The 25,850-nt window shown below is 41.5% G+C and carries 25 protein-coding genes; 14 read left to right on the forward strand and 11 right to left on the reverse strand.

What is annotated here, in order from left to right; translation table 11 throughout:
* Positions 1–14: 14 nt before the first annotated feature.
* The 5 genes from VIM89_RS22080 to VIM89_RS22100 form a co-directional block, all read right to left on the reverse strand.
* Complete coding sequence (locus VIM89_RS22080; protein WP_488158361.1) at positions 15–920, reverse strand: helix-turn-helix domain-containing protein; 906 nt, start codon at positions 918–920, stop codon at positions 15–17.
* A gap of 125 nt (positions 921–1,045) precedes the next feature.
* Positions 1,046–2,116, reverse strand: coding sequence for a HAMP domain-containing protein (locus VIM89_RS22085; RefSeq protein ID WP_488158362.1), 1,071 nt, complete (start codon positions 2,114–2,116; stop codon positions 1,046–1,048).
* A gap of 175 nt (positions 2,117–2,291) precedes the next feature.
* A complete protein-coding gene (locus VIM89_RS22090) occupies positions 2,292–3,920 on the reverse strand; it encodes a porin family protein (protein WP_488158363.1) in 1,629 nt (542 codons plus the stop codon).
* A complete protein-coding gene (locus VIM89_RS22095; RefSeq protein WP_488158364.1) occupies positions 3,917–4,486 on the reverse strand; it encodes an RNA polymerase sigma factor in 570 nt (189 codons plus the stop codon). The genes VIM89_RS22090 and VIM89_RS22095 overlap by 4 nt, the downstream gene beginning before the upstream one ends.
* Before the next feature lie 144 nt (positions 4,487–4,630).
* Positions 4,631–5,449 (reverse strand): hypothetical protein, encoded by an 819-nt coding sequence (locus tag VIM89_RS22100; RefSeq protein WP_488158365.1) that lies wholly within the window; start codon positions 5,447–5,449, stop codon positions 4,631–4,633.
* Between the two features lie 351 nt (positions 5,450–5,800).
* Here VIM89_RS22100 and fabF point away from each other — a divergent pair, with 351 nt between their 5' ends.
* From fabF to VIM89_RS22120, 4 genes are all read left to right on the forward strand, one after another.
* Entirely contained in the window at positions 5,801–7,039 is a 1,239-nt protein-coding gene (gene fabF / locus VIM89_RS22105; RefSeq protein WP_488158366.1) for a beta-ketoacyl-ACP synthase II, read from the forward strand.
* Between the two features lie 142 nt (positions 7,040–7,181).
* A complete protein-coding gene (locus VIM89_RS22110; RefSeq protein ID WP_488158367.1) occupies positions 7,182–7,517 on the forward strand; it encodes a cupin domain-containing protein in 336 nt (111 codons plus the stop codon).
* Between the two features lie 3 nt (positions 7,518–7,520).
* On the forward strand, positions 7,521–8,165 hold the full coding sequence (locus VIM89_RS22115; protein ID WP_488158368.1) for a CPBP family intramembrane glutamic endopeptidase: 645 nt from the start codon (positions 7,521–7,523) through the stop codon (positions 8,163–8,165).
* Positions 8,166–8,213: 48 nt separating this feature from the next.
* Positions 8,214–9,089 carry an AEC family transporter gene (locus VIM89_RS22120; RefSeq protein ID WP_488158385.1) on the forward strand — a complete coding sequence of 292 codons (876 nt, stop codon included), beginning with the start codon at positions 8,214–8,216 and terminating at the stop codon, positions 9,087–9,089.
* A gap of 3 nt (positions 9,090–9,092) precedes the next feature.
* Here VIM89_RS22120 and VIM89_RS22125 read toward each other — a convergent pair whose 3' ends face one another.
* Positions 9,093–9,884: a LytR/AlgR family response regulator transcription factor gene (locus tag VIM89_RS22125; RefSeq protein ID WP_488158369.1), complete on the reverse strand. Its 792-nt coding sequence runs from the start codon at positions 9,882–9,884 to the stop codon at positions 9,093–9,095.
* Positions 9,885–10,093: 209 nt separating this feature from the next.
* Here VIM89_RS22125 and VIM89_RS22130 point away from each other — a divergent pair, with 209 nt between their 5' ends.
* Positions 10,094–10,720 (forward strand): YceI family protein, encoded by a 627-nt coding sequence (locus tag VIM89_RS22130; protein WP_488158370.1) that lies wholly within the window; start codon positions 10,094–10,096, stop codon positions 10,718–10,720.
* Between the two features lie 57 nt (positions 10,721–10,777).
* Complete coding sequence (locus VIM89_RS22135) at positions 10,778–11,287, forward strand: GNAT family N-acetyltransferase (protein ID WP_488158371.1); 510 nt, start codon at positions 10,778–10,780, stop codon at positions 11,285–11,287.
* Positions 11,288–11,737: 450 nt separating this feature from the next.
* Here VIM89_RS22135 and VIM89_RS22140 read toward each other — a convergent pair whose 3' ends face one another.
* Positions 11,738–12,427, reverse strand: coding sequence for an HAD family hydrolase (locus VIM89_RS22140; RefSeq protein WP_488158372.1), 690 nt, complete (start codon positions 12,425–12,427; stop codon positions 11,738–11,740).
* 170 nt (positions 12,428–12,597) lie between these two features.
* Between VIM89_RS22140 and VIM89_RS22145 the strand changes: the two genes are divergently transcribed.
* Positions 12,598–13,704, forward strand: coding sequence for a hypothetical protein (locus VIM89_RS22145; RefSeq protein ID WP_488158373.1), 1,107 nt, complete (start codon positions 12,598–12,600; stop codon positions 13,702–13,704).
* Between the two features lie 192 nt (positions 13,705–13,896).
* The gene (locus VIM89_RS22150) at positions 13,897–14,256 is read left to right on the forward strand and encodes a DUF1493 family protein (protein ID WP_488158374.1); all 360 of its coding nucleotides are present in this window, start codon (positions 13,897–13,899) and stop codon (positions 14,254–14,256) included.
* 103 nt (positions 14,257–14,359) lie between these two features.
* Here VIM89_RS22150 and VIM89_RS22155 read toward each other — a convergent pair whose 3' ends face one another.
* Both VIM89_RS22155 and VIM89_RS22160 read right to left on the reverse strand, forming a co-directional pair.
* Complete coding sequence (locus VIM89_RS22155; RefSeq protein WP_488158375.1) at positions 14,360–15,640, reverse strand: hypothetical protein; 1,281 nt, start codon at positions 15,638–15,640, stop codon at positions 14,360–14,362.
* A 58-nt stretch (positions 15,641–15,698) separates the two neighbouring features.
* Positions 15,699–16,235, reverse strand: a complete 537-nt coding sequence (locus VIM89_RS22160) for a GNAT family N-acetyltransferase (RefSeq protein ID WP_488158376.1) — start codon at positions 16,233–16,235, stop codon at positions 15,699–15,701.
* Positions 16,236–16,359: 124 nt separating this feature from the next.
* On the opposite strand from VIM89_RS22160, the gene VIM89_RS22165 reads away from it, so the two are divergent.
* The 5 genes from VIM89_RS22165 to VIM89_RS22185 all read left to right on the forward strand — a co-directional run bounded on the left by VIM89_RS22165 (position 16,360) and on the right by VIM89_RS22185 (position 22,209).
* A complete protein-coding gene (locus VIM89_RS22165) occupies positions 16,360–17,403 on the forward strand; it encodes a hypothetical protein (RefSeq protein ID WP_488158377.1) in 1,044 nt (347 codons plus the stop codon).
* Positions 17,396–18,322 carry a hypothetical protein gene (locus VIM89_RS22170; RefSeq protein WP_488158378.1) on the forward strand — a complete coding sequence of 309 codons (927 nt, stop codon included), beginning with the start codon at positions 17,396–17,398 and terminating at the stop codon, positions 18,320–18,322. Before VIM89_RS22165 ends, VIM89_RS22170 begins: the two co-directional genes overlap by 8 nt.
* 4 nt (positions 18,323–18,326) lie before the next feature.
* Positions 18,327–18,962, forward strand: coding sequence for a hypothetical protein (locus tag VIM89_RS22175; protein ID WP_488158379.1), 636 nt, complete (start codon positions 18,327–18,329; stop codon positions 18,960–18,962).
* A gap of 177 nt (positions 18,963–19,139) precedes the next feature.
* On the forward strand, positions 19,140–19,784 hold the full coding sequence (locus VIM89_RS22180; protein ID WP_488158380.1) for a hypothetical protein: 645 nt from the start codon (positions 19,140–19,142) through the stop codon (positions 19,782–19,784).
* A 4-nt stretch (positions 19,785–19,788) separates the two neighbouring features.
* The gene (locus tag VIM89_RS22185) at positions 19,789–22,209 is read left to right on the forward strand and encodes an ABC transporter permease (protein WP_488158381.1); all 2,421 of its coding nucleotides are present in this window, start codon (positions 19,789–19,791) and stop codon (positions 22,207–22,209) included.
* Positions 22,210–22,530: 321 nt separating this feature from the next.
* Here VIM89_RS22185 and VIM89_RS22190 read toward each other — a convergent pair whose 3' ends face one another.
* Together VIM89_RS22190 and VIM89_RS22195 are read right to left on the reverse strand one after the other, a co-directional pair.
* Positions 22,531–22,878 (reverse strand): YciI family protein, encoded by a 348-nt coding sequence (locus VIM89_RS22190; protein WP_488158382.1) that lies wholly within the window; start codon positions 22,876–22,878, stop codon positions 22,531–22,533.
* Between the two features lie 54 nt (positions 22,879–22,932).
* The gene (locus VIM89_RS22195) at positions 22,933–23,637 is read right to left on the reverse strand and encodes an endonuclease/exonuclease/phosphatase family protein (RefSeq protein WP_488158383.1); all 705 of its coding nucleotides are present in this window, start codon (positions 23,635–23,637) and stop codon (positions 22,933–22,935) included.
* 93 nt (positions 23,638–23,730) lie between these two features.
* Here VIM89_RS22195 and VIM89_RS22200 point away from each other — a divergent pair, with 93 nt between their 5' ends.
* Entirely contained in the window at positions 23,731–25,704 is a 1,974-nt protein-coding gene (locus VIM89_RS22200; RefSeq protein WP_488158384.1) for a glycoside hydrolase family 97 protein, read from the forward strand.
* Positions 25,705–25,850 lie beyond the last annotated feature (146 nt).

Genomic DNA, 25,850 nt, shown 5'->3' on the forward strand with positions numbered 1-25,850 from the left:
GCGAAAATCAAATATCAGGCACGAAAGGTGAGTGGTGCAAGCGAAGTTTGCTTTCTGAAAAAGTTGGAGAAATGCGCCACCTGCTCAAAACCCAGGCTGTAGGCAATCTCCGAAATGTTCCAGTTGGTTTGCTTAAGCAGGATCTTGGCTTCCTGGATAACACGACTGCCGATAATATCAGTAGTAGTTCTTCCTGTATTCTCTTTCAAAACTTTATTCAGGTGATTGACGTGCACGGCCAGGCGGTCGGCATAATCTTTTGCAGTGCGCAGGTTCAGGCGTTGAGCGGGCGATTCAATAGGGAACTGGCGTTCCAGCAATTCAATGAATAAGGACGAAACACGGGCTGAGGCATTATGTGTCGGATACAATGAGGTAGCCGGCTGCAGTTTTTGCCCGTAGTGAATCAGCTCAACAACGTAATTGCGTATCAAATCATATTTGTAGGCATAATCTGAGGATAATTCATTATGCATTTTCACTAAAATAGCAGATATTTCTTCAGCCTGCTCATCCGAAACCTGGAAAATGGGATAGCCGCCCGGTTGGTATATGGGCAGATCATCGAGGACTATGCCACTTTTAGTTTGTACCAGGAATTCAGGCGTGAAAATGCAAAAAAGCCCTGATTGATTTTCATCCAGCGGAACATAATTGTATGGTATTTTGGGGGTGGCAAATAGAAGCGCATTCTTTTCAATATGGATCACTTTATCCGCATATTCGGCCTTATTGCGTCCCCGTATCATGCTGATTTTATAATAAGCCCTGCGGTTATAAGGCATCACACCTTTTTTTGCCGTATGGGCAATCATATCTTCGGTACGAAACACATTGAAGTGACCGATCTCTTTATTAATCCCTTCGGGAATGAGGTTGGAAGTCTGCCGGTAAAAATCCTCGATCGTTGTTATAGTCATGATCTTTTGATTTGCAAAAATCAAATATAGGGATTTGTTGTCGGTTATTAGTGATCAGTTAATCAGGGATCGGTTAACCGGTGACTGGGCATTACCTAATCACTGGTTAACTGATTAACGGGTCACTAAATAGCATGCACTTCTGTCAGATTCCGCAAAACATATATCTGGCCTACAGGCACACGGGCAATATTCACTTCATCCGGGCGGATGGTTGCAAGATTCGGTATATAAAGCTTTACGTTCTCCAGCTGAAATACCGATTCCTTGCCTCCCAGTTTTATTTTTAGTGAGCTCAAGTCGTCTTCGGTATCCAGTATAGTTTGAAAGAGCTTATTATTGGCGGCAAATTGTTTTGCGGGTTTACCAGCCATTCTATGATCATGCAGATCGAGCAGGTCCCGGGCCTCTGTATTGATGTGCAGTATCTCGCGCTTTTCATTAAGAATGATCACGGCGTCATGCATCTGTTCGAGTATTGCTTCTACACGTTGCTTTTGGGCTAATACCTCGCTGATGCTTTCATGGTCCTGCTTTTTCAAGCTTATAGCCATATCATTAAATGCATCTGATACAGCAGCAAACTCATCACTTTTGGTAAAATGCAGGCGATGATCAAAGTTTTTGCGTCCAACTTCATCCAAGCCATCCGAAAGAGCAATTAACGGATCAGAGATAAAGCCGCTGATATTCACACTAAAGCTGAACAATGCCAGGAAAGTCAAACAGCCTATCAATCCTAAAATAATGGTTGCTTTATTTACGGAGTCTTCTGCAGCATTATGCTTCTGAACAATAGCCTGCATATTTAATTGCTCAATATTGCGCAGATCGACACGAATGGCATGCAGCGCATTTTGCAGTTGTGGTGAATTCGTGGTACTGCTTTCCAACTGATTAAAATCTCTCCTTAAAGAAGTGGTAGCTACATCTTCCCCTTTTTCGGTCACATTATGCTCCTGCTTCACCAGCGATTGGTCAAAAGCTGTTTTTGCGGTACCACTAAGCGGAATGGTGTTATCGTCCAGAGTTGTCCTCATATCGCGTGCGAAGGTGAGTGACTCATAGTTGTTTTTGAGAACAACTTTAGCGCCTTCAGATAACCGCTCGATATAATAAATGGATAACGATCCCGCCAAAAGGTTCGTGATGAAAATTAAGCCGAAGCCAACGCGTATCTTATGTTTTAGTTTCATAACCGTTTGTTTAAATGGTTAATACTAATGTTGCCGGAAAGAAAATCAGTTAGGGGAAGACAGTTATAACAGATATGCAGATATATAAAGCTAACGGCGTATATATCTTGTTGTTATAAAGATAGCGAATATTTTTTTGAGAATCCAAGCCTGTTCTACCCCGAGAAATCGGATTCTACTTTTTATTACCTCCCAATTGCAATTTGATGGAGAACTGGAAAGTGTTATTGGTGGCTTTATGTATTAAGGAATCAGTTACAATACTGTGCTGTGTAATGCCCTTTAAATAGTTGACTTCGAAGATCAGCCGCTTATATTGGTAGTTTGCTCCGCCTGCAAAACCGAAATCTGTTTTTTGATCGTAGCGAGAATGGCTTAATACGTATTGCGAGACAGAATCAACTGGTGTAGCAACATTGTATTGTTTTAACGGAAAGCTAATTACAGGTCCGGCCTTGAGGTGTATGTTATTTGCAATTTTATAAGTGGCATAAACGGGCACCTGTACAGAATATATCTTTTTGGAAGTGGATACCAGTTTGGATTTTATGCTGACACTTGAATCGGCATAGACAAAATATGGATGATCATACGTTGCACCCTTTGCAATTTGCGGGCTAAGCACAGAAACCTGAGCCCCGATTCCCCATTTAGCATTCAAATTGTAAGTACCGTAAATGCCAGGGAAAATGTCAACAGGCAAACTTCCATTCTTGTTCAAGCTGCCGGATGTAAAGCTCCCGCTGGAATTTGCGCCTATCAAAACTCCCCAATCAAAAGTGCCATAAATATGGAGAGGTGATTTGACTTTGTTTTTTGTACTTTTTGATGAAGCCGAAGCGCCAGTTTGGAAAAGCGACTTACTATTCAAGGTCGGATAAGTATTAACCAACACGGCATTTACGCCAATACTTTTGCCATCCGGTAGAGTTAATAATGTTTGATTATCCCTGTTATAACTTTGGTTACGATTTGTTGGGTTAAGGTTAGTTTCAGTATAGAAACTATTATTGTTGAGATTATTATTGTTGAATTGATTGTTTTTTCCTGCAAGTGTAAGTGAATTTTTGTCGGATGAATTTGTTAGCTTATTGTTCTTTTTATTATCCCTGCTACCTGTAAAATTCAGTTTTTTAGCGCTATTAGAATTATTCAGTAAAGATGAATTGGATGACAAATCAGCGCTTTGTCCTTTTGTTGATGAATTACTTATTCTTTTATTTCCAGCGTTGGTTGAATTCAACTTTTTATTGTCAGATAGTTCAGCTGACGCTTTAGAATTTTGTGTGTTGGTCGCCTTTTTATTATTACTATTTGATTGCTCAGCTATATTTTTGCTATTTACGGAATCAGTTTTAGCTAATGATTTAGCATTGTTTTTAGTTGTTCCGTTATCGGAAGTAGCTTTACCAACTATGGTATTTTGTTCAGCCGAAGTACTATCGTTATCAGCGATTTGATTCTCACTTTGCTGTAAGCTATCAGCCACTGCTAATGAATCAATCCCCGATGAAATCCCGTGTTTTTTATGATGTAACTGATGCTTTTGGTATGCCGTTTTCTTTTTCGTTTCAATAACTCTATGCCCAACATAAAACATTGCTGCTGCCGATAAAGTGATCAGCAGGGTAGTGAATAAACTTATGCCCTTTTTAGGCGCTGATCCGCCGGAATCATTGTTCACAGGCATGTGCTTGTCAAGCAATTTGCTCATGTCAAGCCAATCGCTGCCGGCATCTGTATCCACCCTTAGTTCGTCCCGCTTTTTCTGCCAGAGTTTAAGATATTGGGCCAGATTTTTCATATCCTATTTTCCCTCCTTTCTCCCTGCGAGTCTTCGAGCATCGTTTTTAATTTCTTTTTGGCCTCGGATAAATGCCACCTTGAAGTGACTTCGCTTATGCCAAGTTGTTCGCTTATCTCCTTATGTGTGAAACCATCCAATATATATAAGTTAAATACAGTTTGCATTGAATACGGCAGCGTACGAATGCTGGCCAGGATATCCTCAAAATGTAATCGTTCTAAAATACTGGGGGTAATAAATATGTCTTCTGCTTCATTATCCAGCGGAACAATTTGCCGGAACACAAGTTCCTTACGACATAAGTCGATGGAAGTATGAATCATGAGCTTCCTTATCCAGCCACCCAGATTACCTTTTTGATCATCAAAATTCCCAATCGACTGAAATACTTTTAAAAAGCCGGCATTAAGAGCTTCGCGGGCTAATTCCCTATCGCTCAGATAGGTATAACACACGCGAAGCATGTCGCCATGAAAGAATTTATACAATGCCTCCTGCGATGCCCGGTCGTTATTAAGGCAACCATTAACAAGTTTATCAAGTTGTGTTTTAGAGAGCCCCATTCGTTACAATCAAAACACTTTTAAGAGATATGGTCACGGGCATACAGAGGTGGTCAAAGTAAATTATTTTTTCATATTAATAAAGGTTAAATGTTAAAACAAAAGAGACCACTTAAACAGGTCTCTTTTGTCAGCATATTTTATTTAACGACTGATCTGCTTTGTTGTAAACACTACTCCAGAATTGTAATTCCAGTTAAAGCTTATTGCAGTCGGTGAGAAATTGATACTGCCCATATAAGTTTGCGCTGCATCATTATTCAAGACGATCTTTAACGGATAACTGGCCGTATCGGCAACATAGTTTTGATGATATCCATTAAAGGTTACCGTAGCCGTTAAAGGAATGCCGCCACCGGTACAATGTGAGGCATCAGGCGTTTGTATACCGTTGAACGATACTATAAAATTTTTGTCACTGGTAAGAAAGCTTCCAAACTCCAGGTAACTATTCCCGCAAGAAGATACATTAGCAGTTTGAACAGTAAAAAACAAGTAAGTGCTGTCTGCTGAAAGCCCCTGGTGAAAATGCGGTGTTAATTTAATGTCGCCTGCTATCGGCACCCGATGAAAGGATAATGATGTGGCAACAGAATCAGTAACAGTAATTGATGTTGAAACGGAATCTTTATTATTCACCACAGCTTTTACTCTGTAAGTACCCGGTGCTGAAAATGAAAAAACATTGAAATTGCTGGTTTTCAGCAATGAGTTCACATTGGCATTCGGGCTGACAAACCAACGTACAGAGTCAGAAGGGCTTGTACCACTGATGCGTACTGTATCAGCAAAATTTTGACTGACCTTTGGATTGCTTACCGTTAACTGAAGGCCGCCCAGAGCTGCATTTAAGCTCGAGGCGGTCAGTTTGTTTTTGGGTGCAGGAGTCACTTGCGACTTGGAGCATCCATTAACTATAACGATAAGGATTAGGGCGAGTAAGACATAGGTTGATGTTTTCATTTTTTTAAATTGATAAAGTGTAGGGTTTAATTTTTTCATTTTTATAGTGATAAGGATTAGGTTAATTTTTTATGTTTTTAAATGATTATCTCATTTTCTTTTTTGCTTTTTATGGTATGATCGTAATCAAACTCAAGAACGTTGGGTAAAAAGGAAAATAAATCTTTAATCTTCTTTTTTGTCCCTTTTAATGCATCATCGCAAGCAATCGTGAAAACGTTGGTTGAAAAAGAAAATAAATTTTCAATTTTTGCTGTCTGAAATAAAAGCAATGTCTGCAATTCGATTGTTTACACAGTGATTGCACAAAATACCAATCGGTATTGTACATTTGCGCGAATTTTTAAAGCTATGTTGAACAGGGTAGTAGTAACAGGGTTAGGGGCATTAACGCCTCTTGGTCATAATGTAAAGGCGTTCTGGCAAAATATTGTTGATGGGAAAAGTGGTGCCGCCAGGATCACTAAGTTTGATCCGTCATTGTTCAGGACACAATTTGCCTGCGAACTGAAAGATTTTAATGTTGCCGATCACCTCGATCGCGCCGAAATAAAAAGAACCGACCCGTTTACGCAATATGCCTTGATCGCTACAGACGAAGCCATAAAGGATTCAGGGTTCGACCTGAGCACAATGGATCCTTTTGATGTAGGCGTGATATGGGGAACCGGTCAGGGCGGTATGGAAACATTTGAGCAGCAGGTAACTGAATATGCCAAAGGCGACGGTCATCCGAGGTTCAATCCATTCTTTGTGCCTAAGTTTTTGACTAATATGGCCTCGGGTATGATCTCGATCCGCAACGGTTTTATGGGGGTTAACTACACCCCGATATCGGCATGTGCTACATCCAATACCGCCATTATGGAGGCCTTTAACCATATCCGTTTAGGGCATGCCAAAATTATTGTGAGCGGTGGCTCCGAAGCGCCCATTACACCAGCTTCATTTGGTGGATTTAGTTCGATGAAGGCTATGTCGTCAAGAAATGATGATCCGCAAGGCGCATCACGTCCTTTTGATGTGGATCGTGATGGTTTTGTGATGGCCGAAGGCGCTGGGGCATTGATATTGGAAGAATATGAGCACGCCAAAAAACGTGGCGCAAAAATCTACGCCGAAATAACCGGTGCAGCCATGACAGCTGATGCTTACCATATGACCGCTACTCACCCAGACGGTATCGGCGCAACAAGAGCCATGCAAAAAGCACTTAAAGAATCAGCTATAAATGTAGCAGATGTAGATTACATGAATATGCATGCTACATCAACCCATGTTGGTGACTTATCTGAGACTAAAGCTATCTCGGCTTTGGGCAAAGGTTTAAATATGAAGATCAGTGCTACCAAATCAATGACGGGCCATTTGCTTGGCGCCGCCGGTGCAGTTGAGGCGATTATTTCAATATTGGCTATTCAGAATGGTATTGTTCCTCCAACTATCAACACTGAAAACCTTGATCCGGAAATTTCTTCGGATTTAAAAATCGTGCTAAAGGAATCTATCGATCACAAAGTAAATGTAGCCATGAGCAATACCTTTGGTTTTGGCGGGCATAATGCTACGGTGGTGTTTAGAGGTGTGTAATACAAAATAAAGCGTTGTCATGCTGAGCTCAGTCGAAGCATTGACGGGTAAGGCCTTTGCGCACCACACTTCGAGCGCCTCAGTGTGACACCCTTTTTATTTATTGGGGTTGATTGTATCTTTAGCTTTTCAATCAACCGCAATGGATACATCTGTCTTCAAATACTTTTCCGATATCGCTACTAAAGAGGTAGCGCCCGGATTTTTCTCTAAACTGATCCACACCGATACCAATACCATCAATTTCATTGAAGTGAAGGCAGGAAGCTCAATCCCGCTGCACAAGCATGTACACCAACAATGTTCATTTGCCATAGAGGGCAAGTTTGAACTCACTGTAAATGGAGACGCACAGGTCTTGGAGCCAGGATTTTTTGCCATCATTCCTTCAAATGTAGAGCATGGCGGCAGGGCGATTACAGATTGCAAACTGATCGATATTTTTAGTCCTGTAAGGGAAGATTACAGGGCATTATAACAAATGGCTATCCGCAAAAAGAACAGGGTATGGCTGGATTGCGTCATGATCGCATTTGCGATGCTGTTTCCGCATTACGGTCATCTGCCCAGGTATGCTTATCCTTTTGTAGTGCTTGGCGTGATTTGGGTCTACCTGAATTTTAATGGAGAAAGCTTTAATTCAATAGGTTTTCGGTTCTCTGATCTAAAATTTAAAGCCTTTTATACAGGTGGCGCTTTAGGGTTGCTTTATACAGTTTTTGCTTTCTGGATAATAGGGCCGTTCATTACTCACTTGGGTTTCAAAAGTGCTAATCTGTCCGATTTTAACTTCATCCGGCATAACCTGCTAAATTACCTGTTCCTGATCTTGTTAGCAGCCATTCTTGTGATCCCGTATGAAGAAATAGTATTCCGCGGATTCATTTTTAACCGGATAAAATCGATGTTTGGCAAATCATTCCATATCAGCGGAGTAATCACCAGCATTCTTTTCGCACTATATCACTGGCAGGAGGGAATAGGAGCGATGATCGGCATTTTTATTTTTGCGCTGGTCATTACCTGGATTTATAAACTATTCAAAGGCAATTTGTGGTATCTCATCTTTTTTCATTTGGCGTATGATGTTTTTATGCTCGGGATGATCTGGATGGGTAAAATGTAAGATAAATCAAATTAGAACTTGGTCAACTTTATACTGATAGGCGTTTGTATGATAGCCGGAATGCTTTTCCGGATGTCTAAGTTGTTGCCTGCTGATGCGCATAAAGGCATTAATGCCTGGATCATTTACCTGGCTTTACCGGCAGTATCATTCAAATATTTACCACATATTCATTGGGGCAGTCAGTTGTTGCTCCCTGTTTTAATGCCGGTTATCGTTTGGCTTGGCGGATGGTTGTTTGTCAAATTATATTCATCAGTAAACAAAATGGGCAAACCGACCGAAGGTTGTCTAAAACTGTCATCCGGTTTATCCAACACTTCTTTTGTCGGGTTTCCTCTCATCATGGCTTACTTTAGCGATAAGCAATTGGGGATCGCTGTTATATGTGACCAGGTAACTTTTATGATGCTCTCCACTGCTGGTGTACTTGTGGCAATCAACGCTTCGCAAAAACAGAACCTATCTGCATCTGCAATTATTAAAAAAGTATTGCGTTTTCCGCCGTTCCTGGGATGTGTTGGTGCACTTATTATCCCGCATTTTATCGATATATCTTCACTCGATCCCTTTTTTGATAAGTTGGCTCTTACTGTTGCTCCACTCGCGCTATTTTCTATTGGTCTGCAACTGAAGTTTGACGGATGGAGAAATGAACTGAAACACATAGGCGCATCAATGGCTTACAAACTACTGATTGCACCGGCTTTAGTATTGGGCGTTGCTTTACTGATGGGCTTGAAAGGTGTGATCCCTCAAATAGCAATTTTTGAAGCTGCGATGCCTACCTTGCTTACCTCGGGAGTGGTGGCGGAAGAATATAATGTCAATCCAAAATTGTCTAGCCTGATCATTGGCATAAGCATCCTTGTGGCATTCGCTACTACATCGCTTTGGTATCACATTCTACAAATATTGCAATAACATTCAGGCAGATTGAAGGGAATGCTTGTAGCTGCGGCCTATCGGGATTATTTCGTTATTGATCAGCACTAATTTATTACCCTGCCAGTGTTTGATCTTACTTTCAGCTACCAGGTACGATTTATGCACCCGCAGAAATGATTTGTTTGGAAACAATTCTTCCGCCATTTTAAGCGAGCCTTTTACAATGACCTTGCCTTCGTCGGTATAAATAATGGAGTAATCCTTTAATCCCTGAATGTAGTTGATCGAGCTGAGGCTCGTTTTCATTTTCCGTGTGCCCGATTTGAGAAAGATATATTCATTATTATTGCTACTCCCGTTTTGCAGTACTGCGGCGTCGCGTTCCAGTTCTTCCTGCAAGCTTTTTATTTTATTTTGTTGCCTGTACCAATCCAGGCTCAGCTGAAAAGCAACAGTGACAACTAAATACCAGGCCGAGGTTAGGAAGTTGTATGGAAATAAATACCAAAAACTCCTTGATGAGGTCATCCCGATAACAAAACCATATAAGTAAATATCATATAACCCTTGCAGACCTATATAAACACAAAGCGACAGTACAAGCAGAACACCGTAAGTAAAATATCTTTTGGTAGAAAAATAACGGGGTATGAGCCAGAAGAGATTAAAATAGGAGAGAGCTATAATTAACGCAAGCCTCACAATTGCACATTCAGCAAAGTGCCCTAACCCCGCCTTCTGGATTAAATAACGCCGCTCAAACAAAAACACGGTTGTGATGATGACCCAAAGCAACAGGTGCAACAACTTTCTTGTGACCGACCATTTCATATTTATGCACGTTTTAATTTATTTCTGCAAAGGTTGGGCATAAAACAGATAAACGACCAATGGAGTAGACCAACACCGGATTTAGTAGACAAATGGCATGCGGCGAAACATTGATCTAATATACATCTATTAATTAAGTGTTTGGTCTACTTTATTTTAGCAGGAACGTACGGGTGCCTAATCTTGTGTTGAAATTAAATCGCAACAACATGAAAAAACTCATTTTAGGATTACTGGTACTGGTAGTATTCGGTTTCAGTAAAAGCACAAACAACACAACGAAGCCAGGCGGCTTTAGCGTTTTAAGTATCGATCCGGCAAACAGCAACATCGCATGGAAAGCCGAAAAACCAACAGGGACACATTTAGGAACTATTGCAATTACTGGTGGCAGGCTCAACTTTACCTGCAGGCAATTATCGGGCGGTTCGGTTAATATCGATATGAGATCGATCAACGTAACAGACCTTTCTTCACCGGATAAGCAAAAACTGGAAGGCAATCTGCGTGGTGACAACTTTTTTGAAACTGATAAATATCCGCAGGCCAGGCTCGATATTATTTCGGTTGACCATAAATCGGAGCCAAGCTATCATTTTATTACCGTTAATGGCAACCTGACCATGCATGGCATAACCAAAAGAATTGTTTTTACTGCTGATATTACCAAAAATGCGGTCGACCAGTTTAATGCACAAGCGGATATCGATATTGATCGCCGCGACTGGAACATTGCAACAAGTAACATAAAATACAATACGCTTATCTATAAAACCATTCACCTGCACGTGACACTGCAGGCTAATAAGCCAACTGAACGGATATCATCCTTGTAAGCAGCTACTTGTAGTATTGGCTATAAAAAACTAGGTTTGTGGCTTTAGAAATCCCCTATGAAGATAACTAAAGCCACAATTGCCGATGTCGCCGAATTAACCCAGCTGGTTAACAGCGGCTATCGCGGTGAATCCTCAAAAAGAGGCTGGACGACGGAAGCGCACCTATTAGATGGCATCCGTATTGATGAGATAGCCATGATCAAATATTTCCAGGATCCGTATATCACCATCCTGAAATATGTGAATGATGAAAGCAAGATCATTGGCTGTGTTTACCTGGAAGTGAAAGATGAGCGTCTGTACCTTGGCATGCTTACCGTATCTCCGCTTTTGCAGGCAAACGGCATCGGTCGCCAATTACTTCACCGTGCTGAAATGGAAGCCAGGGAGCTGAATTGTAAATCCATCTATATGACGGTGATCAAAAGCCGCAAAGAGCTGATAGCCTGGTACGAGCGCCGGGGATATCACGCTACCGGTGAGGTACTGCCTTTCCATGATGGTACGCGGTTTGGAGTACCGCGCGAGGAAATTCAGCTTGCGGTGTTTGAGAAAGAAGTGTGAGTGTTCCAATAAAATTTTTGAATTCAATTAATGTGTAGGCCCGCTCAATTGCCGCGGGAGGCTCTTTTACTTTTTGCTTGATCAAAAAGTAACAAAAACTTAGCGATAGCGATCTCATGAGCACCTTTAAAAACACAAACAACTGTGAATAAATCAAGTCAATACGCTAGCCAGCGGACTTCTTCACGCACAGGCCTTTGCCCTGCAATCAATCAAAACCACGGCTGCAATACTTTACCCCACTGTCGTTCGCGCTTTGCCCTGCTTCAGTAAAGTTTGCTAATGCCCTTTCCTCTTCACAGTCCACCTTTGTTTTGATTGATTTCACCCGAAGCTGGTCTGTTGACGGGGTTCATTTAATGCTATTAGTTCCGTTAAATGAATTCTAAAAAAAAGCTTGGGTTTGACAGGATGAGCGGTGTAATATATTATTTACCACTACATGAACTTTTATACCAAAACCAAATCTAACACTTCCCTCAATCTCTCCACATGCCTGAAATTTTCATGCTCTAATTTCGTTTCCACATGTTCGTGCGCCCAGGTTGTATGATAAGGCACGTGAACAGCATGACCGCCAATGTTTATCACGGGGATCACATCCGATTTAAGCGAATTGCCGATCATCATAAATTCTTCAGGCTGGATATCCAGATGCCTGATCAGCTTTAAGTAATCCGCTTCCCTCTTCTCCGACATCACCTCAATATGATGGAAATAATGGCTTAGTCCCGATTTCTTGAGCTTGCGTTCCTGGTCCAGTAGATCACCTTTGGTGGCGACTACAATGCGGTAATGTCCCTGCAAACATTTTAAAACTTCTTCAACATCATCCAATAACTCGATCGGCTCATTTAGCAATTCTTTACCATAACCTATGATCTTTTCAATGGCCTCTATGGGGATATTGTTATCAGTTACCTTTAGCGCAGCTTCGATCATAGAAAGAATATAGCCTTTGATGCCATAACCATAAAGTGCAAGGTTGTCGATTTCAATTTTCAGAAGTTCACGAGATAGGGTGTGCTGAGGCAGAAACTCTTCCAGCAAAGCGCAGAATTTCTTTTCGGTGTTTTGAAAATAAGGTTCATTCACCCAAAGGGTATCATCGGCATCAAACGCGATCACTTTTATGTCCATTAGAATAGAACTTTTGCAATGGTATTTTAGTGGCTCAAATTTGTAAAAATAATTAATGCAAAAGGTAACCTGTATTCGATTTCTTTCTAAAAAAAACTTAAGGAATGTAACCAATTATTATCTTAGCCGTAAATTAATCCTGAACTGTTTATTACAACCAAACCTCTCACATGAACAAAGTTTTTATATTCAGAGCTTTTCTTGTATCTGTACTTCTTGCTGCTTTGCTAACATCTTGTAAAAAGAGCGATAAATCAAATGATCCGGTCCCTGGGGCCTCAAAGTCCAAAAAGTTAGGCGTTTATGAATCTGACTCGGCTGGTTACAGAGAGTTACTGATGAATATCTCCAAAATAGGTAATAAAACGACAGATTTTGATCTGGTATTTGATACAGGTTCGGGAGGCATGGTTATCGATGCTAATGGTATAATACCCGCTTCAATGATATCATCTTCGGGATTTGTTTTTTCGGGCGATTCAATTGTGGTAAATGGAATCACCATCACAAATCAATCTTCAAGTGTAGGCTACGGCGACGATAATTCTACAAAAAATACTGTTTATGGAAATTTAGCTTACGCAGATGTAACTGTTGGTGATGAGCATGGAAACCTTATCGTCAAAAGATTGCCTTTCCTTTTGTATTATAAAGCCATTGACAATCAAGCAAATATATATCCGCCACATGAGTTTGATATTTTTGGGGTATCCGATCAAACTGATATTACTTTTCCCAATGCTGTTGAAATTACGAGCCCTTTTAAGTTTTACGATGCTGGCAACGGCCTGAAAAAAGGTTTTAAAATGGATGCATTGGGTACATCTAATTTTTCAAAAGACGGTACATACGCGCAAGTACTCACTGTTGGCCTTACAGATGCGGATATTAATTCCAGTGGATTTACTGTTAATACATTTATATATGTATCAGGCAAAGGTTATTTTCCAATAGTACCAGGAAGCATAGGTTTACAAGGAAGTAATATTTTTGCAGAAATGATTTTTGATACCGGTACAAGTCCTTATAGCGTAATCGAATATGCTAACGGTCCCAGCAGCCCTGCTTCAATAAAATCAAATTCAGCCATGTCTATTTCCACAAGTAATGGTTTTATTTACAATTACACTACTAGTGTTACACAAAACCAGGCAATAGTAGAAAATCCTTCTTATTCTGGTTCACAGATATCAATTATCGGACTCGATTTCTTTATCAACAATGAATATTTGCTTGATTATGATGATCATGAATTGGGACTGAAAACAATAAAATAGCAATGAGTTTCCTGTTTGTGAATAATTATCTTCAAGATAACTATTGTTGTTATATCAATAATATACCTTATACCTCCAGGTTCTCTGATTTCTTTCTCAGAATCAAATTTTTGAAATAAATATTGAATTTGATGCAACCGTTTTAAAAAAGTGTCGTCTTATAATCAAACGTTCACAAAAAATTCATTTAAAATGGAAGAGGTACTGCCCGAATTAAAGGAATTTATTACCGGATATTGCGACCGTTATAAAATACAAAAAGTGGATCCGGAAGCGCTGACTGTGGATACCAGTATCGACCTCGACCTGGATATTTTTGATATCGAGATCGACCTGTTCCTTGCCGAATTTACTGACAGGTTTCGTATCGACGATTCGAAATTTACCTGGTATAAATACGGATATCCCAAGGGTTCAATGGGAGTTGAGATGATCAAAACGGTATTCGGCTATCGTTACACCTGGGTAAAAAAAGTAGCCAATAAATTATATAAGCCAAAATTCAGGGTGCAAAACCTGCAGGAAGCCGTGAAAACAGGCCGGTTGGTATAGTGAGGATGGTAAATGCAGGAAACGGAGTAGTTCCGGCTGGTGGGTCAGCTTTCAAATTCTAAGCCTGCCGGTCCGGGATTGCTCCATTTCCTGCAACCGATCTTTAAAACGCTTCAAAAACTGTCTTATTGCCCTTATCTAACCTTACATTTTTCACTTCACCGGTTCCCTGGAAACCATACCCAATGCCGATGATGTTTTCGTTATATAATGGTCTTGGTGATTCAAAAACCAGCTTGTCGTTAATGAAGTATTGAATCTTGTTTCCGACACTTTTGCAGCCCACTTTGGTCCATTGTGAAAGATCGGTGCCAAAACCTGAGAGGTCATTATCTTTACCCGAAATAAAGTAGCCTCCATTCAATAATCGAAGATTAGACACGCACCCTTTAGCCGACACTTCCACAATAACCGGGGTATAATCGGTAAAAAGTATAATCCTGATGAATTGACAGGCCGCGGCTCCTTCATGAAAATCATTCTTGACTTCGTTGCTAAAAGAAAACTCCTTCAAAGGTACCGGCTCAAAATTCCCTACATTGTAGTATTCAACTCCCGGCGGCTGCGGACCGAGCGGGACATTTTTTTTGTAGATAAGCGATGACGGTATCTTCATGCCTTCCTTGCTCAGAAATTCATTTTGCTCCAGGTAAACCGGAACAGGATATTGCGAGATCATTCCGAGCCAGCCGGTGGTTGGGATCATCAATAGTTGTTCTTTTACTACTTTATTATTAATGCCCAGTTTGGCGTGATAAAAACCGGGGCGATAGTACACGGAAGTAAATTGATGTTTGTTTTTATCGACGATAACCCTGGTGTCCGGATCCCATGATTGCTGAATGAAAACAGAGTCGTCCGGATTAGTTTTAACATCGTAAGTGAAAATTACAGAATTGGGCAGAGATCGGGTAACCGGGCGGGTATGAAACAGAATAGTTCCTTTTGGGTCAGCAGGTGTGCGTTTGCCATAGATGCCCAATAAGCTTACCACGATTGCGCCAGCCACGATCAAAACAGTTTTGAAAAGCCAGCCGGTTTTTTTAGCCGGACTTTGAGTTGGTTGTTTAGTTACCTCTTCAGAAATTACTTCTTTTGATGCGGTAAGCGCCAGTGTATCTTTATTCCGTTTGGTGAATGCTCTCCAGTTTTCAAAGCCTGCAAAACGGGCTAAGGTATCTAAGGTGGTTCCGCTCGGAAGGTGGTTGTATTCAACCCGGCCCCACAAACGGCGTAAGGTGCTGGCGCTTAGTGATACTTTGGTTTTCTCAAGGATGAGCTCGTTAAGTATCTCAAAATCCTTTCCCTGCCAGCCAGACGGATCACCCCAGTCCAGTTGCTCCTCGATAATAGCCAGTAAACGTTTCAGGTCAGCGGCACTCATGATGCAATTTATTCAATTCAGAACCATTTATCCATTCCTTTAGACGCAGGAAGATGGATTATGTGACAGAATCTTTCAACTGAAAATGATAAAAAGTACGGTGAGCTATTTCAGTCGATTCAAGTTCAAATCCCAACTTCTTTAAAACATGTACCGAAGCCTCATTCCCTGCCTGTACATGGGCGACAATTCTTTTCAGACCTAACTCCTCAAATCCAAATTCTATAAAAGCGTTGCCAGCCTCGGTTGCATAACCATGATTCCAAAAAGGTTTTGAAATGTAAAATGCTAATGTGCCTTCATTAGGGATTGTGCTACCATCATTATTAAAATGTGGATAAATACCACATCGCCCGATATACTGCCCATTTTCTTTCTGTACTGTGGCCCACATGCTCAGCCTATCCTTAATTGGTTCCAAAGTTCCCATAAACCTTCGCTCGGCATCTTCCCGTGATCGGGGTTGACCTCCTACGTAAAGTCTTACATCTGCATCCATTTCCATGGCACAATAGGCGTCTATATCCTCCGGGATATGCTGGCGGAAAAGCAGTCTATTGGATGATAGAATGATCGGAATGTTATTGTAATTCATTTAATTTCAAAAAGATACAACTTGAAAAAACTTGAACAGGTTATGAATTGCCCTGGTTTAAATGCCTGGATAAGTTTGTATAAGCAATTAAAAGCCTTGCAACGGCAATTTAATGATTATAGAAATGAACAGAGCTTTTCTTATTTACTTTTTAGCCTGTGTGTTAATAGCGGGATCTGCAAAATCGCAGACCTTGTTTGTTGATGCTGTAAAAGGTAATGATGATGCGAAGGGAACCGTAGCTGAACCCCTACGCAGTTTAGAAAGAGCAGCAACGGTGGCGAGTACTTTCACCGGCAATGAACCGGTAACTATAAAGCTGGCGCCCGGCTTATACCTGCTTGCTCACCAGGTTATTATCCCGTCATTTAAGAAACAAACCGACACTATAAAATATACCATTGAGGCGATGGTTATGCCTGATGATGATGACTGGTCACCTGCAAAAATGCCGGTAATCCAGTCGGTATCTGCTAATAATAAAGATTATGGTCATTTTAATCATTGCGTAGGTTTCCAGATCGAGCGGAACAATGTAAGTCTAAAGGGGCTAAAGTTTTTAGGCAATGCCTCCCCGGATGTGGAATATTACTACCCTGTTGAACGGCATAACCCGGAATTGCAAAACCTGGAAATATCCCAATGTTACTTTATTGGCGAGAAAAACTCATCGCCTATACAAGGCTGTGTTTTTGCGCAAGGCAGCGGCATCCATGTCGATCATTGCATATTCTTTGGATGTAAAAATGCAATCCTGGTATTTATTAAGATCAATGATTTTTCACTGGCTAACTCCATTATTTACGGTACCTATGAAGGTGCTGTATGGTTTGGTTATAATGAAAGTGCTGACCTTCCATTCACTTTCCGGGATAATATTATATCGAATAGTAATTACTTTTTTGTCGGCTACAAAGGTGTTCATACCAACTATGTGTTCAACAATTCACTCATCGCAAATAACACGCATTATATGGTCTTTAATGGTAATAGCATTAGTCCGGACAGTTTGAATAAACCAAAGGAGAACGGAATCAGAAAAACCGGAACAGTGATATTAAATGAAGTTACCGCCAATGGCGTACCCAAAAACTATCTGAATTTATCAGCTTCATCAGCAGGGAATGACATTCCTGCAGGCATTTTTAAAAAGCAGCATCATGAATAAACTAACATTCTTACCAATGGCATTACTGCTGGGTTTAAGTACCAGCCTACACGCACAAAAAGGTATCTGGAATACAAAGGATGCTTACCTAGGGCAAAAACCACCGGGCGATACTCCCGAGATATTCGGCTCTGGAATACTGGCTAAGGCGGACACATTTGCATTTGACCGTGTAGCCTTTTCGGATGACGGTACCGAGTTCTATTATCCAAGCAACAACACCTGGTTCAGCGGTGTAAATGGCAAGGTGCGCTATATGAAATTTGAGAACGGCAAATGGAAAGGGCCATTTGTTTTGAACGAACATTATTACGCGCCGACCTTTTCGCCGGATAACCAAACGCTCTATTTTTTAGGCGGACAGCCCGACGCCAAGCATTCACTCGTCTGGCAATCGCATCGCACAGCTACCGGGTGGACTGCACCCGAAGTGTATTTAAAAAAGGGTTACGGTTTATATGATTTTATGCCGACAGCCAGTGGAACCTGCTACGCCGCGAGTAATGTCCATCCGGATAAGAGGACAGATTTCCAGGATTATGATATCAGTGAATTGAGAATGACAGGGACAGATACCACAATCCGCAGTCTGGGTGAGCCATTGAACACGCCGGGTTTTGACGGCGATTTTTTTGTGGCGAGAGATGAATCTTACATCATCATAAGCGCCAAAGAAACCAAAACCTACGAATGTGAGCTTTGGATCAGCTTTCATAAAAAAGATGGTAGCTGGACAGCGCCGGTTAGTCTCGGTCCGAAAATAAATGATGGTGTGGCACACCGCTGGGGTGAATACGTTACGCCAAATGGCAAGTATCTTTTCTACTCAACAGGTCATAGTCCGAAGGACTGTCACCTGGCATGGGTGAGGTTTGATCATCTGCTTGCAAAACTAAAAAAGGAAAATCTAAAGGACTAAGACCATGAAGAGAGCAATTTTTATACTCGTTGCGTTGTTAACAAGTGCCACGTCGTTCAGCCAAACAATCGACCTGCAAAAGATGCTGGCGGATGGCAATCTGGTATATGGCCCATCCAGCCAGGTAAAGCCTTTTGAAGAAGGTGATAAAAAAGGAATAAGCTGCCGTGATAATGTATGGTTGAAGGATATCAATTTTTCTTATGGCACCATCGAAGTGGATATCCATGGCAGAAATGAGTTCCTGAAAAGCTTCCCGGGCATTGCCTTTTATGCAGTTGATACCTCAAGAAATTATGATGTGATTTACTTCCGTCCGTTCAATTTCCGGCATGCTGATCCTGTGCGACGTACATGGTCAGTACAATATATGAGTCTGCCGCAGTATGGGTATGACCGGCTTCGCAAGGAGAATACCGGACAATTTGAGAGCGAAATCATCCCAAATCCAAAACCTGAGGATTGGATACATACGCGTATCGTCGTCACCAAAGACAGTATTAAAGTATATGTGAATGGGATGGATAAACCTTCATTATCTGTACGAACACTCCAGGGAAGAAGTAAGGGCATGTTTGGCTTATGGACAGATGGGACTGTAGCTGAATTTGCTAATCTGACGGTTACACGAAATGAATAAACAAAGAATGTCATTTCGATGAGCGGTAAAGATAGAGTGAGGGCCGCGAAGAGAAATCTTATACGATTGCAAAGTTTGCGAGCCGCTTGTATAAGATTTCTCCTCACGCCAGAGCACAGCCCCACCGGTTCGTTCGAAATGACACGGGTTTAATATTTATTAACTAGAAGATTGATTATGAAAACACAATTGATAACCATAATGATGTTGATCGCTGCTGGTATTGTCGGAGCGCAGCAAAAAAGTAAAACGCACAATTACAGCACTATCCAAACCGGGCAATGGGTTCTACCCAATTCAGATGGTGTAAGCAGCACCATGCAGACCTATAAGGGCTCAAAAGCGCTGATCATCAAAAAGAGCTTTAACAATTACAAGTTCGGTACCGTAGCTTATCCCAAAGGATTAAATTTTACTGATGGCGAGATCGAACTGGATATGGCATCAAATAGCGGACAGGATTTTTTGGGGCTTGCCTTCCGCATAAAAGATGACCATCATTACCAAACGCTTTATTTCAGACCTGCTTCTACGGGTACCATAAACGCCATTCAGTACATGCCCGAAAAGAAAAATGATTTCAACTGGTGGGATTATGAGGCCGATAAATACCAGGCAAAAGCAGCATTACCGGCTACCGACTGGTTCCATATAAAGGCGGTTGTAAAAGGAAACGAACTCAAGGTTTATGTAAATCACGAGGCAAAACCGTCGATGGTTTATAAAGACCTCGATCCGGACCTGAAACAGGGCTCTGTAGGCTATTGGTTTGGCAACAGCTTATCCTGCGCATACAAAAATTTAACCGTTAAAACCTATTAAGATCATGATACGCAATTATTTATTAATAGCCTGGCGCAATGTGATCCGCCATAAGGCGCATACTTTCATCAATGTTATCGGGTTGGCTCTGGGCATGACCTGCTGCCTGTTTATCCTGCTTTGGGTGCAGGACGAGAAAGGGATAGACAATTTTCATAAAAATGGTAAAAATCTCTATGTGCTGTATCAAACCACGACATATAATAGCGGTGTTTCAGGCGACTATAATATGCCTACTACATACGATAAGATGAAGGGTGGGCGTATTTTCTTTCTTGAGGATGTTAAGAACAGTGTCCCCGGAATTGCAAATACAGCTTGCTATGCAACAGGTTATGATCTGCCCTGGGGACATCCCGAGACGCTGAGGGTAGGTGAGAAGATCGTAAAAATGAACGGCTCGCGCATCGGAACAGACTTTTTCAAAATGTTCAGCTACCCCATCATTGCCGGAAATAATGCTGAAACAGCGCTTAAGGATCAGAGTAATATTGTGATATCCCGCCACACGGCCGAGACATTTTTTGGTACTCCCCAGAATGCTATTGGTAAGACAATCCGCTATGAAAATGCTTATAATCTTATTGTGAGCAGCGTTTTTGAAGACCTGCCATCAGCAAGTTCCTTAAAGTTCGACTTTGCGCTTAGCTGGGAAATGCAGAAACGGATCGAATGGGCCTCCAATTCTTATGAAACTTATATCCAACTGGCTGATAATGCCGATCCAAATCGTGTTGAGGCTGCTATTAATCAATATTTACAACCGAAGCTGACACTACCAAAAGGCGTTCAATTTCATGTTGGATTGCAACGCTTTAGCGATAATTATCTTCACAACATTTTTGTAAACGGAAAGCCAACCGCGGGCCGCATTGAATATGTCAAAATATTCAGCGAGGTAGCCATTTTCATCCTGATCATCGCATGCATTAACTTCATGAACCTGGCTACCGCCCGTTCGGTAAAACGCGCTAAGGAGGTTGGTGTGCGTAAGGTAGTAGGCTCAACCCGCGCCAGTTTGATCGGGCAGTTCTTCGGTGAATCGCTGGTGTTTTCTTTTATAGCGATGGTTTTATCTATTCTCCTGGTTCTGGCATTATTGCCATCATTTAACCTGTTCACCGGCAAACAGTTGGGGTTCCCGTTGGTGCATGTTTCCTTCTGGTTATCGCTCATAGGCTTGATGCTGATCACAGGTATATTGGCCGGTAGTTACCCGGCATTGTACCTGTCATCATTAAAACCAGTTAGGATTTTAAAGGGTACGCTTAAGTTCACGCGCGGATCGGTTTGGTTTCGTAAAGGGTTGACGATCTTTCAATTTGTACTTTCTATTGTATTGCTCATTGCTACGATCGTGATCACCAGGCAAACCAGTTATGTGCAAAATGCACACCTGGGTTATGACCGCGAAAATTTAGTTTATACCCGGATTGAAGGCGAATTATCCAAAGAAAATAAGTACAGGCTATTTAAGGAACGTGCCTTGCGCATGCCGGGCATAGCGATGGTCGACCGTACTACCGAGGTGTTGCCTCAAGACAAGGGCTTTGTAGTAACCGATGATGAGATTACCTGGCAGGGCAAAGAGAAGAATTCTACCGTGGGGATTAAGCCTGCCTCTGTTGGGTTTGATTTTGTAAAGCTATTTAAACTGCAAATGGCCGAAGGAAGAGACTTTTCTCCAACTAATCCAACAGATTCTACCGATGCATTCCTGATCAATGAGGAAGCTGCAAAGGAAATGAATATGAAGCACCCGATAGGGCAGTGGGTACAGGCCTGGAAAAAACGCGGGCATATCATTGGCGTATTAAAAGATTATCATACCCAATCGCTCCGGGATCCGATAAAACCGGTAATGCTGGATGTAAAGGAATACGAATATTTTGGAGTGATCATCGCACGGATAAAACCGGGTCAAACCCGACAGGCATTGGAGAGCCTGGCAACTGTTTATAAAGACATCAATCCTGATTATCCTTTTACCTATCAGTTTGTCGACCAGGAATATCAAAAACTGTATAGCAGCGAGCTCGTTATTTCACAGCTCTCTATAATATTTGCGGTGGTCGCCATAGGTATTTCCTGCTTAGGATTGCTTGGCTTGGTGATGTTTTCTGCTGAGCAGCGTGTCAAAGAGTTTGGTGTGCGTAAAGTGCTTGGTGCGTCATTAAGTCAACTGATGAGCTTGTTCGCGGCAGACTTTTTGAAGCTGATCATCGTTGCCTTTGTTATTGCTGCGCCGTTGGGATGGTTAGCTATGAACTCGTGGCTGCAGGATTTTGCTTATCGCATCAACTTGTCATGGTGGATATTTATCCTGGCAGGAGCGAGCTCTGTACTGATTGCGTTGTTCACCCTTAGTTATGAGGCATTTAAAGCTGCTGTAGCTAATCCGGTGAAGAGTCTGCGGTCGGAGTGACTGGTTATCAGTTAATCAGTGACCAGTTAATCAGTATTATACTAACATTACTGATCACTGGTTACCGGTTAACTAATTAACTAATCTTCAAATTAACTGATCTTAATATTTCTACCATCAAAAGCGGACATCATACGTTCGCTTTTTGATACATCAGGATGTTGCTGCTTTGTGCAATGTTTTGATAATCAAACAACTAATTCTGTGGCATTATATTTTCAAGAGGTTGAACGGATTTATAATAAGCTTGTATCTATAACATGAGATACGGGATTTAGTTGAAAGGGCGTTCCGGGGTGAGAGACGGAACGCTTTTTTTATTTATTCCTGATCTACTTGTAACTCTCTTACTTCCAGGTAACCTTCAAATTCAAAAACCGGAATTTCCCGGGCAATTTCAACTGCTTCGTTCAGATCCTCAGCTTTCAGTAACAAATATCCGCCAATGATTTCGGAATCTATTTTGTGTATGTCATTTATTACTGTGGCATCAACGCCTTTTATTATTTTGCCATTGAGCGACAATGCACTACCACCCTTAAAGTGCCCCGATTTACTATATTTAGCAAACCAATTATCCCATTTTTCGCGGTGCAGCTTTAACTCTTCTGCGGTATGCTCATCAGCTCTTCCATCAGGTTCCCGTACTAAAACTATAAAGTCTTTCATGATTTTTTCTATTAGGCAATAATATTCACTTATCTGTATTGAAAAAAGCGATTTTTAAAAATTGAAGTCGATTATCAACGGCAAGTGATCGCTATGTTTTTTCCAATCGTCATACAGACCAATCTGCATACCGGTTAGTTTTAGCATAATATCCTCTGATACAAAGCAATAGTCAAGATGGTAAGGCTTGTCGATGTTTTTATATAGATTGAAGGTGGGGTGTAGCTCGCTGCCATGTGCCTGATCAAAATGTTGATGATAAACGCTTTTGATCTGCTTTAAACTTAGTTTCTTAACCAGGTCGGTATGATTTCCAATTCTTCGCGGCTTATCCCAAATGCTGTTGCTGTTAAAATCACCGATCAAAATTGTTCTTTCAGGTTTGATCAAATCTTCATAGTGATGAATGGCCTTCCAAATTTGCCCTACATACTGATTGCCTTTATCCTGACGGTTATTGGCCCATATGGCGAAAAGAGTAAAATTGATATCTCCGCTTGATACAGCAATTGGCAAGATTGTCTTGAAGGAAGGTTCATGGCGGCTTAATAGTTGAAGCTTATAATCTCCGAATGAGAATACACCAAGTCCTTTATGCTGATTATCCCCATACCAAACGGCGCTGGTTGGCGGTTCGGGGGAAACTATTTTATCCGAATGTTCACATTCCGGGATGATCAGCAAGTCGGGTTGGTATTGCAACAGCAAATCGACTTTCTTGCGAAAAGCCATATTACAATTCCAGGTGATGATCTTCATGATTGCTGAATCTGCTTAAACCGAAACAAAATACTAATTTCAATCACAGCCGTCAGCTATTCTTTTTACATTTATAAACCAACGAAACCAATTATGACTGCTATCCGGTTAACTATTCTCCTGGTATTTCTTACCATCACTTCTGCTTTTGCGAAATCAAGTTTTACAGTTAGTTCGCCAGATAAGAAAATAATGTTTACACTGGATAAAGATGCATCCGGTGTGTTCTACACTGTAAGTTATAAAGGAGAATTACTGGTCGATAAATCACGTTTGAGTCTGAGTTTTAAAGAGGGTGGTGAATTTGGTAAGGACATCACTTTTGGTAAGGTATCCTCCAAAAGAATGGAAGAGACTTATGATCTGGTAATCGGTAAGAGCAGTCATGTACACAGCCTGAGTAATGAACTGATGGTACCGGTTATGGAAAACGGTGGACTGAAAAGACAGATTAATATTGAAATACGGATATTTAATGATGGTGCTGCATTTCGATATGTGATTCCTGGTAAGGATGGTGAAAAAGTCGAGATCACCGATGAAGCGGATCAGTTTAATCTGACTCAGGATCCCACAGCTTTGGTCTTATTCAGGGAGAATTATACCACTTCGCACGAAGGTTTATATGACAAACTGCCAATCAGCAAAATGAAACCTGATACACTGATGGATCTTCCGGCCACGTTTGAATACCCGCATGGCGTATATATGGCTATTACCGAAGCCAATTTACTGGATTATGCGGGAATGTACCTCATCAAACATAATGGCGTTTTACAAAGCAGTCTATCACCTTTGCCGCATCAAAAGGAGATCAAAGTGCTTGCCAAACTGCCGCACAATAGTCCGTGGCGGGTGATGATGATCAGCGATAGGGTGGGCGCTTTGATGGAGTCCAATATCCTGACTAATTTGAGCGAGCCTTGCCGCATAAAAGATATTTCCTGGATAAAGCCAGGGAAAACAACCTTTCCATGGTGGAATGGTAACGTAACGCCGGATACCTCATTTGCGCCGGGAAATAACTACGAGACCAACATGTACTACGTGAATTTCTGCGCGAAATATGGTCTCGGTTATCACAGCGTGGTGGAGTACGGTTTGCATGAATGGTATGTGAACGATGGAGCCGGCTTTCAACCCGGGCCGCATGCCGACCCGAGCAGGGCTGTACCGGGGCTGGACATGCAGCAAATATGTGACTCAGCTAAAAAGATAGGGGTTGGCATCCGGGTTTGGGTACATTTTTATGCTTTATATCCCAAACTGGATGAGACTTTCGCCCAGTTTGAAAAATGGGGTATAAAAGGCCTAATGTGCGATTTTATGGATCGCGACGACCAGGAAATGGTAAATATGCAAACCGAAATACTGGAAAAGGCGGCGCAGCATCACTTGCATATCCAATTTCATGGTGCTTATAAACCAACCGGCACAGCCCGCACTTATCCAAACGAATTTACGCGCGAAGGCACATTGAACTATGAAAATGATAAGTGGAACACGGTTGTTACGCCTGATGCTGATGTGAATATTGTCTTTACCCGTGCGCTTGCTGGTTCAACCGATTATCATTTGGGTGGATTCAGGGCAGCTAATCTCAAAACATTTAAGCAGCATTATACCGCCCCTATGGTGTTGGGTACACGCTGCCATATGCTTGGGATGTATGTGGTTTTAGAAAACGAGCAGGGGATGGTATGCGATTTTCCGGATGCATATATCGGTCAGCCGGGATTTGAGTTTTTACAGCAGGTACCGCTTACCTGGGATGAAACAAAAGTAGTGAATGCCAAAATGAGCGATTACGTTACCATAGCGCGCCGAAAAGGTGATGATTGGTATATCGGCACAATCAGCAATAATACCGCACATAGTATTAAAACCAGCCTGTCATTTTTACCAGAAGGAAATTATAACGCAGAGATTTACAGCGATGCTCCTGATGCAGATAGCAACCCCAATCATTTGGTTAAGATTGTTCAACAGGTTAATAATAAAAGCATCCTAAATACTGATTTGGCTGTTGGCGGCGGGCAGGTGGTGCGATTGGTGAGAATGAAGTAAACTTCATTTTTGTCATCCTATGTTTGTGGATAGGATAAAAACAATGTGAGTTAAGAGTAGATTTAGTGCAGAAGAAAAGGGTAAAGAAAAAGATTACGATTTGTCATTGGCTGTAGGAAGCCGTTCGGAATGCTAATCACTTTACC

This window comes from Mucilaginibacter sp. (genome assembly GCF_036568825.1).
In the GTDB taxonomy this organism is placed as follows: Bacteria; Bacteroidota; Bacteroidia; order Sphingobacteriales; family Sphingobacteriaceae; genus Mucilaginibacter.